Annotated in this window: 13 protein-coding genes; 4 read left to right on the top strand and 9 right to left on the bottom strand. The window is 59.9% G+C overall.

What is annotated here, in order from left to right; all coding sequences use genetic code 11:
• Nucleotides 1-40 precede the first annotated feature (40 nt).
• The 9 genes from J8G15_RS16130 to J8G15_RS16090 form a co-directional block, all read right to left on the bottom strand.
• The gene (locus tag J8G15_RS16130; RefSeq protein ID WP_210543378.1) at nucleotides 41-2245 is read right to left on the bottom strand and encodes an iron ABC transporter permease; all 2205 of its coding nucleotides are present in this window, start codon (nucleotides 2243-2245) and stop codon (nucleotides 41-43) included.
• A gap of 64 nt (nucleotides 2246-2309) precedes the next feature.
• The gene (locus J8G15_RS16125; protein ID WP_210543376.1) at nucleotides 2310-3332 is read right to left on the bottom strand and encodes an ABC transporter substrate-binding protein; all 1023 of its coding nucleotides are present in this window, start codon (nucleotides 3330-3332) and stop codon (nucleotides 2310-2312) included.
• A 1-nt stretch (nucleotide 3333) separates the two neighbouring features.
• On the bottom strand, nucleotides 3334-4440 hold the full coding sequence (locus J8G15_RS16120) for an ABC transporter ATP-binding protein (protein WP_240538333.1): 1107 nt from the start codon (nucleotides 4438-4440) through the stop codon (nucleotides 3334-3336).
• 8 nt (nucleotides 4441-4448) lie between these two features.
• Nucleotides 4449-5516 (bottom strand): HAMP domain-containing sensor histidine kinase, encoded by a 1068-nt coding sequence (locus tag J8G15_RS16115; RefSeq protein WP_210543373.1) that lies wholly within the window; start codon nucleotides 5514-5516, stop codon nucleotides 4449-4451.
• Nucleotides 5517-5524: 8 nt separating this feature from the next.
• On the bottom strand, nucleotides 5525-6199 hold the full coding sequence (locus tag J8G15_RS16110; RefSeq protein WP_210543371.1) for a response regulator transcription factor: 675 nt from the start codon (nucleotides 6197-6199) through the stop codon (nucleotides 5525-5527).
• A 149-nt stretch (nucleotides 6200-6348) separates the two neighbouring features.
• Entirely contained in the window at nucleotides 6349-8070 is a 1722-nt protein-coding gene (locus J8G15_RS16105) for a diguanylate cyclase domain-containing protein (protein ID WP_210543369.1), read from the bottom strand.
• A gap of 26 nt (nucleotides 8071-8096) precedes the next feature.
• Nucleotides 8097-8609, bottom strand: coding sequence for a PAS-domain containing protein (locus J8G15_RS16100; protein WP_240538575.1), 513 nt, complete (start codon nucleotides 8607-8609; stop codon nucleotides 8097-8099).
• Nucleotides 8610-8656: 47 nt separating this feature from the next.
• A complete protein-coding gene (locus tag J8G15_RS16095) occupies nucleotides 8657-10996 on the bottom strand; it encodes a penicillin-binding protein 1A (protein ID WP_210543365.1) in 2340 nt (779 codons plus the stop codon).
• 101 nt (nucleotides 10997-11097) lie between these two features.
• Nucleotides 11098-12015, bottom strand: a complete 918-nt coding sequence (locus tag J8G15_RS16090; protein ID WP_370627431.1) for a LysR family transcriptional regulator — start codon at nucleotides 12013-12015, stop codon at nucleotides 11098-11100.
• A 220-nt stretch (nucleotides 12016-12235) separates the two neighbouring features.
• Here J8G15_RS16090 and J8G15_RS16085 point away from each other — a divergent pair, with 220 nt between their 5' ends.
• The 4 genes from J8G15_RS16085 (at nucleotide 12236) to J8G15_RS16070 (ending at nucleotide 15091) form a co-directional block, all read left to right on the top strand.
• Nucleotides 12236-12679, top strand: coding sequence for a DUF4148 domain-containing protein (locus tag J8G15_RS16085; RefSeq protein ID WP_210543361.1), 444 nt, complete (start codon nucleotides 12236-12238; stop codon nucleotides 12677-12679).
• Nucleotides 12680-12902: 223 nt separating this feature from the next.
• A complete protein-coding gene (locus J8G15_RS16080) occupies nucleotides 12903-13424 on the top strand; it encodes a uracil-DNA glycosylase family protein (RefSeq protein ID WP_370627430.1) in 522 nt (173 codons plus the stop codon).
• Between the two features lie 129 nt (nucleotides 13425-13553).
• Nucleotides 13554-13982: a VOC family protein gene (locus J8G15_RS16075; protein ID WP_210543360.1), complete on the top strand. Its 429-nt coding sequence runs from the start codon at nucleotides 13554-13556 to the stop codon at nucleotides 13980-13982.
• Nucleotides 13983-14044: 62 nt separating this feature from the next.
• The gene (locus J8G15_RS16070; RefSeq protein WP_210543358.1) at nucleotides 14045-15091 is read left to right on the top strand and encodes a pirin family protein; all 1047 of its coding nucleotides are present in this window, start codon (nucleotides 14045-14047) and stop codon (nucleotides 15089-15091) included.
• Nucleotides 15092-15794 lie beyond the last annotated feature (703 nt).

Genomic DNA, 15794 nt, shown 5'->3' with positions numbered 1-15794 from the left:
CTTGAAATTGGAGAGGAGTAACTAGTGACGCAAACCGGCTTTAGCCGTTGGCGCCCAGCGTGCGGCGGCCCAGCTTGCGCTCACCCACAGTGAACTGAATCAAGGCGGTGGCCAATGACATGAGAATGATCAGCACCGTGCAATATGCCAAGGCCACACCGTAGTCACCATTGCCAACGCGGCCAATGATGTAGGTGGTCGCCAACTCGTATTCGGCGGTGACCAGAAAGATGACGGCGGAGACGGTGGTCATGGAGCGCACAAAGCTGTACACCAGCGCCGCCACCAGGGCAGGTTTGATGAGCGGCAACACCACGCGGCGCAGCGTGGTCATGCTGCTGGCCCGCAGCATGACCGAGGCCTCGTCCAGCGAGCGATCCAACTGCTTGAACGACGCCGTGCCGGCACGCACACCGACGGGCAGATTGCGGAACACAAAACACAACACAATCACCAGCGCCGTGCCGGTTAACTCCACCGGCGGCACGTTGAACGCGAGGATGTAGCTCACCCCCAGCACAGTGCCGGGAATGGCAAAAGTCAGCAACGCCGAAAACTCAAACCAACCCTTGCCCTTGAACTCGGTGCGCGCCAACAGCCACGCAATGAGCAAACCCAAGGCCGCACAAATGGGGGCAGCAATGGCGGCCAGTGTGATGGTGGTGAAAAGCGAACCCCAAGCCGTGCCCGCCCAAACCAGGCCATGGTCACCCATTTGCAGGTCGAACGCGGTCTTGAAGTGCATCAACGTGAAGGTGTAGTCGCGCCCCCATATCTTCACAAACCCGCCCGCAAAGGCAAACAGATAGACGATGACCGTGAAGGCAAGCCAGGGCCCCGCCACCCAGGTGCACACGCGGCTCACCAAGGTGGGCAGCTCCATGGGCACGCCTGCGTCGCCCTTGCCGGACACCGTGGTGTAACTGGTCTTGCCCAGCAAACGTCGCTGCACAAAAAACACGGTGAGCGCAAACACAGTCAGCACCAACGCCAGTGCCGCGGCCATGCCCGAATCGAGCGAGGAACCAACGATGGCAAAGAAAATCTCAGTGGAGAGCACGGCGTAGCCCGCCCCCAGAATGATGGGGTTGCCGAAGTCGGCAATGCTCTCAATAAAGCCCACCAGAAACGCATTGGCCAGGCCCGGTGCCAGCAACGGCAGGGTGATGGTCATGAAGGTTTTCATGCGACTGGCGCGCAGGGTTTGCGCGGCCTCTTCCAGCGACGGACTGATGCCTTGCACCACGCCGCGCATGATCATGAACGCAATGGGCGTGAAGGCAAACAACTGCGCCAACCAAATGCCAAACACTCCGTAAAACCAACGTGTGGGTTCAACCCCAAATGTCCACTCCAGAAATTGATTGGCCACGCCCGAGCGACCAAACAACAAAATCAATCCCAGGCCCACCACAAACGGGGGCGTGATGATGGGCAACATGGCCAACGCGTTGAGCGGTTTTTTCAAGCGCTTGTTGCTGCCGCGCTCCGCCACCAAGGCAATCAGCGTTCCCAGGAAGGTCGTGCCCGCCGCCGTCAGCAAGGCCAGGTACAGGGTGTTCCAGGCCACGCCACAACTGGTACCGCCTCCCACGCAGCCCAGACCCCATACACGGGCCGTTCCAATGCGGTCCCACACCGCGCCCAAGGCGAATTCACCGCCCTCGGTGTACAGGGCAGCCATCAAAGATTTTCCGACCGGAAACACCACGAACAAGGCCAGCAGCGCCGTGCAACCAATGACCGAGGCTGACACAAATACATCACCCCGGAAATAGCCCAAACGGGCCATGCCCGCGCCCAGCAACATCACCAGACTCACCAGCACCACAAAGCCACCCCAGCCCACGCCGTATTGGCCTTGCTCCATGGGTCCAAAGGCAGTACTCAACCACTCGTACGACCAGCCGTTGATGCCAATCAGGAAGCCACCCAGGCTCAGGCCTACCAGCCCCAACAGCGCACCCACCACCAGCACGCCGCCCTGTCGTCGCCCGGCGGGCAACAAAGACCCCACGCCAGCCAGCAACAACCCCGCCAGACCCGACCAGAGCCAGAAACGGTCATGGCTGATGGCCTGGGTGAGACCATTGGCAGAAACGGCGCCACCAAACAGGCCCGGCAAGGCGGACCACAAGGAGCCGCGTTGCAAAAAATACCAGGGCAGCAGCACATAGGCCGCCACACCCAGCAGGGTCCAGGCGTGAATGGCGCGCTGGGTGCGCGCTGTGAATCGGGTTTGCATAGAGGGAGGTCTGGAAAAGAGGGAAGGTCAAAACCCCCGCCGCGAAGGCGGGGGCCACAGGGGCTTACTTGGCCTGGTTAAAGACCTCGCGCTCCCAACGCAAAATCAATTCTTTGCGCAGGGCCGACTTGCCGTACTTGGCGTAGTCGTAATCAATCAACTTGACCTTCTTGAAGTCAGGTACGCGGGGGTCCACCTTGGCGCTCTTGTTGGAGGGCAACTGGAACTGGTTCGCCGCCGCACCAAATTGTTGGGCGCCCGGGGTCAGCGCCCATTCGTAGAACTTCTTGGCGCTGTCCAGATTGCGTGCACCCTTGATGATGGACATGGAACCAATTTCTGCACCCGTGCCGTCAGCAGGCGTGATCGACTCGACCGGGAAGCCCTGGGCTTTCTCGCCTGGGGCGTCGTGCACGAAACTGATGGACACGGTGGCTTCACCGCGCGCCACGGCCTTGATAGGGCCCACGCCGGAGCGGGGGTAGGTGCTGATGTTCTTGTGCAGTGCGCCCAAGTATTCAAAGGCTTTGTCGTCGCCCATCAATTGCACCAGCGTGGCGATCATGGTGTAAGCGGTGCCGCTGGCGCGGGGGTCGGCGACCTGGATCTCGCCTTTGTACTCAGGCTTGAGCAAATCAGCCCACACCTTGGGGATGGGTAGCTTTTTCTTGGCCAACAGCTCGGTGTTATAGCCAAAACCCAAGGGGCCGGAGTACACGCCAACTGTTTTGTAGCCGGCTTGCGCGGCCTGCTTTTGCGCCCATTCGTGCAGCTGGGGCAGCGAAGGCGATTTGTATTCCAGCGTCAGGTTTTGCTCGGCGGCCAGCAAATGCGGGTCACCTGTGCCGCCAAACCAGAGGTCGGTCTTGGGGTTGGCACGCTCGGCCACCACCTGAGCCAGCGCCTCGCCTGAGCCCTTCATGGTCATGTTGACCTTGACGCCGGACGTTTTGGCAAACGTGGTTTGCATGAGGTTGCACCAGTCCGCCTGGGCGGAACAGATGATGTTCACCTCTTTGTCCTGCGCCATGGCGGGCAGGCCCAACGCGAGCAGCAGCGGGGCTGCCAGAAAGGTTGCTTTTTTCATATCAAGTCTCCTGAAAAATGGACACAGCGGTCCGGTTGTTAATAAGGTTGGCGGGGAAGCGGGGTGGGGGCGACACCAGTGCGGGGGGCATGATCACACTCACCCCTTGCAAACCCAGATGCAGGCTCACTGGCGAGCCCGGTTGACGCGCTTGTGTTTCTGCGCGCACGACCACCAGAACCGTCCCCAGCGGGGTCAGCACCTGGTATTCTGTGGTTCTGCCCAGGTAAGCTCGCGTGAGAATTTTTCCGGGCAGACCGTCGCCGCTGGCGGGCGCCAGGCGCCACGCATGAGGACGCACCACCAGACGCACGGGGCCATGGCGGCGGGTCAGCCCCGGGCCCACGGTCAGGGGACCCAAGTGGACCCGCCCCGCCGCATCGGCCTGGGCGTCAAACACAGTGGCGTCGCCCATGAAGCCGGCCACAAATTCGCAATGTGGGCTCTCAAAAATCTCGCGTGGCGAGCCCACCTGCATGATCTCGCCCTCACGCATCACCACCACGGTGTCACTCACCGCCATGGCTTCATGATGGTCGTGGGTGACATACATCACCGTCAAGCCCAGCTCCTGCTGCAGCGCACGAATGTCTTCGCGAATATGGCGCCGAAGGCCTGCATCCAAATTGGACAACGGCTCGTCCAGCAACAGCACTTGGGGCTTCAGCGCCAGGGCCCGGGCCAACGCAACGCGTTGTTGCTGCCCGCCAGACAACAACGACGTGGGCCGACTCGCCTGGCCCGCCAGCCCCACCCGGGCCAGCGCCTCAAGCGCCTGGTCACGGCCCTCCGTGGCGCCGCTTAGGCGCGTGCGCAAACCATAACGCACGTTGTCCAGCACGCTCAGATGCGGAAACAAGGCATAGCTTTGAAACACCATGCTGATGGGGCGTTGGGCCGGGTCCAGACACGTCACGTCACGCCCGCCAATTTCGACCTTCCCTGTGCTGGGGCGCTCCAGACCGGCGACCATGCGCAGGAGCGTGGTTTTGCCGCAGCCGGATGGGCCCAGCAGCGTGGTCAATTGACGCGCCGGCAAGCGCAGGTGCACATTGCGCAGGGCCCGCGCACCGTTGGGGAAGGTCTTTCCAATGGCGGTCAATTGCACGGCCCCACTCATGACGCCACCCCACAGGAGGAGGTGAGATCAACTTCTTGCGGCCAGCGCACCACCGCATCGACACCGACCACGCAGTCGTCTTGCACACGGTTGTAAAGGTCTACTTCTGCGCCCATGGAGACCGCAATCTGGCGACAAATGGACAGACCCAACCCTACGCCACTGGCACCGGAGCCGGACTGAAAGGGCTCGAACAGGCGCGCCTGAATGGCTTCATCCATGCCGCCGCCGTTGTCCCATACCAACAGTTCGGTGCCGCTGGGCAGGACGCGAATCACCAAACCCAGCGCTGCATCGCGCGGGCTGTGTTGAATGGCGTTGGACAGCAGATTACGCACCAACTCACCCAGCAGCCAGGCATCTGTACTCAAGCGCACGGGAACGGCCTGCAGGGAAAAATCCAAATTTTTGCGAGCCAACAGTGGCGCAAACTCCATCACCACTTCGCGTGCGACCGCCGACAGGTCCACCTCCTGCCAGTTGGCCTGCCTCACCATTTGCTCGACCTTGGCGATGGACAAGAGTTGGCGCACCAAGGTGCTGGAGCGGTCAATCGTGGCAAGCATTTTGGGCAGCGTGTCGCGTGCAGCCATGTCCCCGGACATCACCCCTTGCAGCTGCGCCCGCAACACTGCGAACGGTGTCTGCAACTGGTGCGAGGCGTTGGCTAAAAACTTTCCTTGCTCGTCAATGGCCGTCTGCTGCAACTGAAGCACACCATTGACGGCCGCGGCCAGCGGCAACAACTCGGCCGGCTGGCGGTTCTCCACGGCCTTCAGTTCTGTGAGAGGCAAGGCGTTCAGGCTGCGACCTAGGGTACGCACCGGCAAAAAGGCCTGGCGCATGACAGCCATCAGCACCACCCCGCCAAACAACAGCTTCGCAAGCAACCAGACCGCAGGAGGTAACGCCGCGGCTGGCGCAGGCCACACCCAGTCCAGGACTTCCAGAAAAACCATGGTCACCAGCACCCACCCCATGACGAAGCGACGAATGGACGCGCCCACCTGCCACGGTCGCCAAGCGCTTCGCAAGCCGGGTGAAAGGAAACCAAGTCCGCTCATACCTCGTTCTATCGTTCCACCAAAGCGTCGTCCATCAGGAAATACCCCACGCCACGCAGCGTTACCAGATTGACGTGAGCACCCTGCAGACGCTTTCGCAAACGGTGCACCAGCACCTCAATGGCGTCGGGCCCGGTTTGGCCGCCATCACCAAACACGGTCTGGAGCAAGTCGTCTTTGGCTACCGCTTTGCCGGGGTGCATCATCAGCGCTTTGAGCAGACTCAACTCGCGCCCGGACACTTCCAGCGGCAAGGCGCCGCGGTAGACCTGCCCACTGTCCAAATCCAGGCGCAGTTCGCCGCACCGAAACTCCTCCACGCCCTGACTACGGCGCACCAGCGCCTTGAGCCGGGCGGTCAGTTCGTCAATATCAAACGGCTTGGTCAGGTAGTCGTCCGCGCCAGAATTCAAGCCCAGCACCCGATCCTCGACCGCAGAGCGCGCCGTCATCACCAGCACAGGCAGGCGGGAACGTTCGTCACGCAAGTGTTGCAGCCAGTCCAGCCCATCCATGCCGGGCAGCGTCAAGTCCAGCAAGGCGACGTCAAACGGGCGACGACGCGCCATCACCAGCGCCTCAGCCCCGTCGGCGCAGCACACCACCTGAAACCCCCGCGCCGCCAGCATGCGACTCAGCGCATCCACCAGGTTCAAATCGTCCTCGATCAGCAAAACATTCATAAGCACGATCATGCCGCTGAAAACCGCGCCGGACCACCGAGGAAACGCCCAGTTGGAGTGAAAGGCGGTTGAAAGGTGGGATCGGGGCCGACCTGGCACCACTAAATCAGATCAACCGCCGTGCGCACTCGCATGAAACCTAGGGACAGTCATTCGCTGAAAGCCACGGTGTTTTTCCCTGCTCGCTTGGCTCGGTACATGGCCTCGTCGGCTCGTGCCATGAGGTGATCCAAGGCGGGGCCCGACTGATCGAAGTAGGCCACACCGACGCTGGCGCCTACAGGAATGTCTGGGCATACGCTTCGAGCCGCCTCAGTCACCAGCGAGATCAGTCCACGCGCAAGCGCGTTGATCTCTTCTTGGTGACCAGAGCAGTCTTCCACCAGAACGGCGAACTCATCACCCCCGAGGCGCGCGACCAAATCAGACTCCCGGCACCGCGCACGAAGATTCGTGGCGATTTTTTGCAGCATCTGATCCCCCATCGCGTGCCCAAGGGAGTCGTTGACCAATTTGAAGCCGTCCAGGTCGAAGTAGAAAACCAAACCGCGTGTGTTGAAACGTTTAGCGCGGGTGATCGCGCGCTCCGCCGCGATATCAAAATAACGGCGATTGGGCAGGCCAGTCAGCGCGTCGTGGTGGGCCAAGCGATCCAGCTGTTCACGCGCCTCATGCAACTCACTGATGTCGTAGGCCCAGATCAGGAGGCAAGACTTTCCCAGGTAGATCAAGGGCTTGATGCTGACCAGTGCGCGCCAAGAACTTCCGTCGGCACGCTGCAGCTGTCGTTCGCTGTCCCCCGCAGGGGTGTCGCCCGGGGGTTTCCCCAATGGCAGGAACCCTGGGCCGTCGTCAACAAAGAAGCTGCCGGCACTGCGGCCCATCAACTGGCCTGGTGTTTGCCCGAGCTGCTCCGCCAGCCGGGGATTGCAAAAAAGCACCGTGTCGTTTTCGCTGTCAACCACGGCCACCCCAATCGGACTGGCTTCGAGAATGGCGCGCAGCTGGGCCTCACTGGAGGACAGCCGAAGCGCAGCCTCTTTCGCCTGGGTAATGTCCTTGCCTGTCCCGCGGTAGCCCAGAAACTGACCATCAGCATCAAATGCAGGCACGCCATTGACCCGGACATGGCGCCAGCTTCCGTCGCCACTGCGCAAGGGGTATTCAAGGTCTCGATAGGGCTCGCGGCGAAGCAACGCTTCTTGGTGCAGACGCCACTTCTCGGGGTCGCTGACCATCGCGTCGGAACCAACGATTTGTTCGCGTTTTTTGCCAAGAATGAACTCGGGTTGCAAACCTATCGCATCAAAAAAGTGACTCGACAAGTAGCGCATGCAAAGCTCGGCGTCAGTCTCAAAATACCAGTCAGATGACGATTGCGCGAAATCGCGGAAGCGGCTTTCGCTGGCGCGCAAAGCCGCTTCCGTGCGAATCCGATCCGTGACATCCAAGTAGGTCGTGACGAAACCTCCTGTAATTGTCGGGCAGCCAATCACCTCCACCGCGCTACCGTCAGGGCGAACTCGCTCAAATCGGTGGGGCTTTCTCTCCCAAGCTATCTCCACCCGGGAGCGGATCTGCGGCTCGACATCACCAACGCCATACTCACCCCGTTCCGCGTTGTGGCGAATGAAGCGTTCAAACGGCATGCCGGGCTGACAAAGCTCGGATGGAAAGCGCATGATGTCCTGTAACTGCTGGTTGGAGAGTTCGAGATTCAGATTGCTGTCGAACAATGAAATCCCCACGGGAATGGTGCTCAGAACCAATTCGAGCCGCCCTTTTTCTTGGGCAAGCTCCGCTTCGCGCTGCTGCAACTCGCTTGTCCTTGCAAGCACCCGCTGCTCCAGCTGCTCTGTGAGGTCCTTCAAGGCCTGCTCTCGCTGGCGCTGCTCAGTCACATCCGTGTGCCGGGAAGCGGACGCCCGCGCACGTCGATCACCCCCCCGTCTGGACGCACCCGCTCGAATCGGTGAGGAAGAAATTGGCGCGCCAAGGCCAACCGCGTCGCCACGAGGTCTTCAATGTCACCCTTTCCATATTCTCCGCGTTCGGCGTTATCTCGCAAGAAGGCGGAAAAAGGTGTTCCTGGCTGGCAAAGGTCTACAGAGAAACCCAGCATCTGGCGAAAACGTGCATTCGCCGTAATCGACCGAAGGTCCGCGTCGAAGACCGTGAAGCCGGCATCAAGCTCTTCGATGCCGGCGATCAACAAACGTAAATCAATGGATTGCGTAGAGGGTGAAACTGTCATACCTGTATTTACCGCTATTCGGTCATTCTCTCGCACCGACGGGATCTGGCCACTGGCAAAACGAGGAAGCGCGGCCTGAGCCATCAAGCGTCGCTGGCGTGTCTGCGCCCTCGTCGGCAGGGCATTCAACATCGACTTATCAATTTTTGATAGCATCCAGTCCAATCAACACGGGGCCTAGATGCTAATGGTTATGCAATTTTCTATTCCCCGCGAGAACCGGTGCTAACCCGCTCACTCGGTCCCGACCCGCTGTGTTCGGGCGTGGTCAGGGACGCGGGCCCAGCGCCGTCCACCGGAAGCTCTATCTTCATCGTCTCGGTAGGGCTGGCAGGATCGCGATTGGGCTCCTGAAGCAAAGACGGCGGAACCGGCTCCGCCGCCGGCATGGGAACCCCTTTGGGTCTGAGGACAGGGGGCGCGTCCGCGACCAACAGGCGATTGACCCAATTCGTCAGACGCGCCCACAGTGGGGCAAAAAACCGTCTATCGGGGGGGGGATCAAACCGGACCCGGGGGTCGATGACCCGGGCACGCAGCACCTGGGCGGTGAAGTCCCCCACGATGGGCAGGGCGCTTCGGGCGCCTTGGCCCCAGTAGTCGCTGCGCAGGGTGATACGGCCGTCATTAAAGCCCACCCACGCACCGACCACCAATTGCGGGTGCATCAAAATGAACCAGCCATCCGCGTTGTCTTGTGTGGTGCCGGTTTTTCCGGCTACATCGGCCCGGATGCCGTAGCGGCTGCGAATGGCGGTAGCCGTGCCCTTGTTCACCACGCCACGCATGGCGCCCAGCAATTGGTAATTCACCTCCTCGGACAAGGCCACCTCTGGCGCCGCAGGCGAAAATTCGGCCAAGACCTCGCCGGCCCGATTTTCGATGCGGGTGACCAGCAGGGGGGCCTGATACGCACCCCCGTTGGCGATGGTGCTGTAGGCGCTCACCATTTCCTTGAGCGTCACCGGACTGGTCCCCAAGGCAAGAGACGGCACAAGCGCCAATTTGCTTTCGCGCACGCCCATGGCACGCGCCAGTTTGGCCACCCGAGCCGGGCCGACCGTCTGCATGAGCTGGGCTGTGACGGTGTTTTTGGATTGGGCGAGCGCATCTCGCAAGCGGACCGGTTCGCCGCTAGGGGGAGTGGCGTCGGTCGGTCGCCAGACTTCGCCCCCCGCAAGAGGAATTTCTACCGCCTGATCAACGAAGGTGTCGTCCGGACTCGCGCCCTTGTCGAAAGCGGCACCATAGACAAACGGTTTAAAGGTGGAGCCCGGTTGGCGGCGGGCCTGTTGCACGTGGTCAAACGGGTCCAGTGCAAAGTCCGGGCTGCCGACCCAGGCACGTACTTGTCCGTTGGCGGGATCCATCACCAGGAACCCTGCCTGAACCCGCGTCTTTTGTTCTCTCAACGTGCGCATCAGATTGGCATCGTCCAGCAGACTTTTCAGGGCGTCTTCGGTGCTGTCTCCGGCCTTCAGCTTCGCCCGGTACTCTGGGGTTTCACGCAGCAAGGTCAGCACCAATGGGTTGCTGGAGCTCCAGCCTCGGCGCGAACGCCACGCGGCATCCGCAATTCCCTGAAGGTGCAGCACCTGACGTGCCACGGCCTGGTTCGCAACAGCCTGAAGACGGACATTCAAGGTGGTGCGGACCACGAGTCCATCGGCGTAAATGTTGTAGTCATGGTCGTCCGCCCAGGTCACCAGCCATTGACGCAACTGCTGCGTGAAATGAGGGGCCAGTCCAGTGGGCGCAACTTGGCGCTCAAAGTCAACCCGAACAGGGCGGGTTTTCAAGGCGTCATACCGGACCGCGTCCAACTCGCCGCGCTTGACCATTTGGGCCAGCACCGTGTTTCGCCGGGCCAGCGCGCGCTCGGGGTTGAGCACTGGGTTGTAGTAGCTGTTGCCCTTGAGCATGCCGACCAGCGTCGCGCCTTCCAACACATCCAGCTGAGCGGCTGATTTGTCAAAGTAAGTGCGCGCCGCCATCTCAATGCCAAAGGCGTTGTACAGGAACGGAACGGTATTGAGGTAGGTCTCCAGAATCTCGGACTTGGTGTACAGCGCCTCAATCTTGAGGGCCGTAACGGCCTCTTTGAGCTTGCGATTCAAGGTGGGTGCCCGCCCCACTTCGTTGGGGTACAGGTTGCGGGCGAGTTGCTGCGTCAGCGTCGAGCCGCCCTGGCGCTTGCCTTGCAAGGTGTACCACGCGGCTCCCAGCATGCGACGCCAATCCAGACCAAAGTGGTCATAAAAACGGTGGTCTTCGGTGGCAATCAACGCCGTGACGACCGCCGGAGCAATGTCCTTTAAAGGGACCCATACCCGGTTCGCCCACTTGTACTCGGCCAACAACTTGCCGTCCTCCGACATCACCTGCGCTGGCTGCTCCAGCCGGGCTTTTCGGATGTCGCTGATGCTGGGTGTCAACGGAACCAGCGCCAGCAAATACAGCACAAACAGCGCGGGCACGCCGCCGGCTATCCACACCCATTCCCGCCGGGTTGGACGGCGAAGGCGACTGAACCAGTCTGTCATCAACGATTTGAAGGGGGAAAGCGGCGTCACACAAAAACTGGGGGATCAAAGGCGCTGCTCACTGGCGCGCCGGGGGCCTATTGTCGCCACACCCAGACCAATCACGCCTGACTACTGAGTAGCGCCAAAACCCGACTGGATTCCAAGCGCGTGTGTTCTGTCAAATACTCCAGAAACACCCGGGTACGCTCTGGCATGAACTTGCGACTGGGAAGCGCTGCATACAGGCTGAGTCGCCCGGAAATCCAGGGCGCCAAGACACGAACCAACGCCCCACTCAGCAGGTACGGGGCGACCAAATCGATCGCCGCAGAGGTGATCCCTGCGCCATTCATGGCAGATTTCAGCAAGGTGTCGGAGTGGTTGATCCAAAGCACCGGGTCGACCGCGACCGACAGCGGCTCATCCCCCTGCGAGGAGTTGAAAAGCTGCCAAGAGCGCGCCTGCAGACCGGGCGCTTTCAGCCTCAGAACATCATGACGACTCAGGTCTTGCGGAATGGCCGGCACCCCGTTTCTCGCCAAATAGGCGGGTGAGGCCACCAAAATTGCCTCGGTGGCGGAGATCTTGCGGGCAATCACATTGCCGTCAAATGCGCCATCGGTGGGCATGAGGGTGATGTCATGGTCCTCAATCGGCGGCTCTTTGAAGGAAGCGACCTCGACCTCCAGAACAATCTTGGGATACAGCCGCCTGAAACCGGCAATCAAAGGCGCCACCACATGTGTAGCCAATACTGGCGGGGCAAGCACCCGCAACACGCCAGCCAGCTCCTGGGTTTGAGAACTGACCACCTGATCAGCCTCCTCAATGTCGCTCAGGATCGCGCGCACTCGCACCAAATAGGCCTCGCCCGCCGCACTGAGGGACAAACGGCGGGTGCTGCGATGCAACAGACGTGCGCCCAGATGGTTCTCCAGGTCCGCAACCAATCGGGTCACGGCAGCGGCTGAGAAGTTCAGGGTGCGGGCAGCAGCCACAAAGCTCCCCTGGTCCACCACTTCAAGGAAAACCCTCATTGACGCCAATCGATTCATTGAGCCTCTTTTTTGTATTGCAATGCAAAAATTATTGCAAATTTAGCAACGTATCGTTGTATTGACTGGTGTTTATCTACTCAATAAGAAACTATACAGTTCAACCCATCGACGAAACGCTTTCGCAAGCCGATCCAAGAGGACAAATTGAGACACCTTGACTCTGTTTGCCAAATTATTTAACTTTTTAGGAATACTCATCATGAACCGCAAATACATCTCCTCCCTCGCTCTTGCCTTGGCTGCTTTGGCTGCCGGAAACGCTTTCGCTGCTGATGCGTCCGCCCCCCTCACCCGCGAACAAGTCCGCGCCGAGTTGGTGCAAGCCCAGCGTACCGGTGACCTGCTGGCCGTTGGTGACCGCGCCCAAAAGCTCAACGAACTCAACCCTGCGCAATACCCTGCCAAGTCTGAGACGACAGGCAATACCCGCGAGCAAGTGAAAGCCGAATTGGCTGAAGCACAACGCACTGGCGACATTCTTGCAACCGACAACTCTGGCAAAAAACTCAATGAAATCAACCCCAGCCAGTACCCCGCCAAAGAAGTCGCTCAAAACACAACCCGCGCTGCCGTAATGGCGGACGTGGCCAAGGCACAAGCTCGCGGAGCATTGCTGACACACGACACCAACTCTAACTCTTGAATCGCTTGAGTTACCCAAGCCCCTATTCAGGCTTTCGCCACGCGAAGACCTGAATGGGGCGTTTTACATTTGGGTGACGCGACAAACCAGGCGGCTGAGAAGGTGCTCAGTTTAAAAATGCAAATGACGTTGGGGCTGTGGCACCCATACTCTGCCAATGTCCTCGTTCCCCTCCTAGCTTGACGCCATTCGCGCCTGCACGCTGTGCCAGGCGCACCTGCCTTTGGGTCCCCGCCCCATCATGCAAGCCCATACGTCGGCTCGCATTCTGATTGCAGGACAGGCACCAGGCAGAAAGGCACACGAAACCGTTGTTCCTTTCAACGACGCAAGCGGTGACCGTCTGCGAACCTGGTTGGGCATCTCGCGCGAGGCGTTCTACGACCCCAAACAGATTGCTATCCTTCCCATGGGCTTCTGCTTTGCAGGCACCGGCAAATCAGGCGATCTACCGCCGAGACCGGAATGCGCAGCAACTTGGCGGCAGCCCCTACTGGCGCACTTGAAGCACATTGAATTGACACTGGTGATTGGCCAATATGCGCAGGCCTATCACATGACGGAGCAATACCCGTCTTTGACATCAGCCGTTGGAGCCTGGCGGGACCATTGGCCACAACTGCTCCCCATGCCGCACCCCAGCCCTCGCAATCAACGTTGGCTTCAGCGCAACCCGTGGTTTGAGGCGGAGATACTTCCAGTGCTTCAAGCGCGCATATCTGCCATTCTGGGCGGGTCGGCGTAAAACGTACGAATCGTCACATTTTGACCGGCCAAGAAGAACACAAACGGGGCAATGGACGCACGCCCCGGGCTCTGATATGGTGTTTGTCTGGCAGCTCAACTTGAGCCCACGCCATTGAAAGGATCCATGATGACTACTCAGATCTTCGTCAACCTTCCGGTCAAAAATCTCGCCGTCTCGGTCGACTTTTTTTCCCACCTCGGCTATGACTTCGAGGCCCGATTTACCAATGAGCGGGCGGCTTGCATGAAAGTAAGCGACTCCATATTTGTGATGCTTCTGGTCGAGGAGTTCTTCCAGACCTTTACCAAAAAATCCGTCTGTGATGCCGCCCAGTCCACCGAGGTGCTGCTTGCCCTCGCGTGCCAAAGCCGTGGTGAAGTTGATGACCGGGTGGCGCAGGCCGTCGCAGCAGGAGCCACTACACCCAAAGATTCAGTGGACCACGGCTTCATGTACCAGCATGGCTTTGAAGACCTGGATGGTCATATGTGGGAGTTGTTCTACCTGAAGCCTGAAGAGCTGGTCGCGACCGCACCTGGCCAGCTCTCGGGTTAAACACATTCTCTTTTTCACCCGGCGCCACTTCGCCGGTTTTTTTCGTGACTCTGGTTTGCCTCATGCCCACCCCTTTCATTCTTCAAATCAAACCCCTTGGCTTTCCATGGGAGACCATGGACCCCTTTCTGTTTTGCGCGTACCACGACGATGCCTACCCGCGAGGCAATGCCCAGATGGGCCCCGACGCCAGCTTGGCGGGGCGCGACATCGGGCAGGACTTCAGCCGAAAAGCGGGCTGGAGCATGTACCACGGTCAAACCGTTCCAGGCTTTCCTGCGCACCCTCACCGGGGCTTTGAGACAGTCACCATCGTGCGCAAAGGATTGATCGATCACTCTGACTCACTGGGTGCAACGGCCCGATTCGGAGGTGGTGATGTGCAATGGCTCACTGCGGGCAAAGGGGTGGTGCATTCTGAGATGTTTCCGCTGTTGAATCCGGATGCGACCAATCCGCTGGAACTGTTTCAAATCTGGCTGAACCTGCCGGCTCGCAGCAAGATGGTCGAGCCGCACTTCACGATGCTTTGGTCGGAAGACATCCCTCGTCAGTTGATGACTGATGCGCAAGGCAGACTGACTGAAGTAGCCGTCGTGACCGGCCGACTTCCAGCACATCAGGCTGAATTTTCTGAGGTTGAAGCGCTGACGCCCCCGCCTGATTCCTGGGCTGCACAGACAGAGGCTGATGTAGCGATATGGACCATTCGTTTGTCTCCCGGAGCTGGTTGGCGCTTGCCTGCGGCCGTTGGCGAGTCGACTCGGCGTTCACTGTACTTCTTCAAAGGTAGCAAAATTAGTGTGGGCGGGCAGGAATTGAGCCAACATGCAGTGATGGAGGTGCGCGCTGACACGGCTCTTTTTTTGGAGAACCAGTCTGCCGAGCAGGACGCTGAGTTCCTGCTACTACAAGGGCGCCCCATTGGCGAGCCCGTGGCACAGTACGGTCCGTTTGTGATGAACACCAAGGCCGAAATCTCCCAAGCCATCGCCGACTACCAGCGCACCCAGTTCGGTGGATGGCCGTGGCCGGACAACGCGCCGGTCCATGGCCGCGACCCAGCGCGCTTTGCCACCCACCCGGATGGACGGGAAGAAAAACCGTAGCGCGAAATCAAACGCAACATGGCCGTGTTGCTGCCTTTTTAGCTAGCCGCCAGTTCTAGTGATGTGAACTTTCCCGCTTTCGAAAACCGTTGTCGGGAAACGCGCTTCTTGATTCAGCGCCCGCTCCGAGAGAACGACCTGCAGTGGTAAATTTTGAATATACAAAAACTTGCTGCATCCCAGCAGGCGCGTGGAGGCGCCTCAACTAGGCGTGGGACCAAAATTCGCATCACCCGCGCATTGACATTGGCTGCCCTTTTGGCCATGTTCGTCGCCGCAAACGCATCGGCAACGCTTGGGCCATTGGCAAAGGCAGTATTTTTTACATCGACGGAGCGGCCCAAGGCGCACCTGTGGGAGATGACGAGTTTTTTTTGGCAGGGTGCTGAAAATTTGGCTTGGCGAAGTCCCGATTGACTACAAGCTGAGAGCGTCGCTCCTGGGCCACCCCGCGAACTGAGAATGCGGGCTCAGTGCCCGCACAAAGCTCTGAAAACCGAGGACGCTCAGCCAGTGCCCGACCCGCCGAAGGCGGTGGTGAGTTGCGCGAAGTGATGTTCGTCGCTCAAAACCTCGCCAATCACGGCGTGTCTCGGCCCGCGGACAAGCCCGCGTGGCGGCCAGCAGGCGCACAGCGTTTGCGCTGGGGGTTGATACCCGGGGCATGCGAGTGAGAGTGAGAGTGGGGTGACTCATGCTCATG

It is taken from the genome of Rhodoferax sp. PAMC 29310, from assembly GCF_017948265.1.
Classification (GTDB): domain Bacteria; phylum Pseudomonadota; class Gammaproteobacteria; order Burkholderiales; family Burkholderiaceae_C; genus Rhodoferax.
The sequence above is the reverse complement of the archived record's forward strand: the minus strand, read 5'-3'. Positions and strand labels throughout refer to the sequence as shown.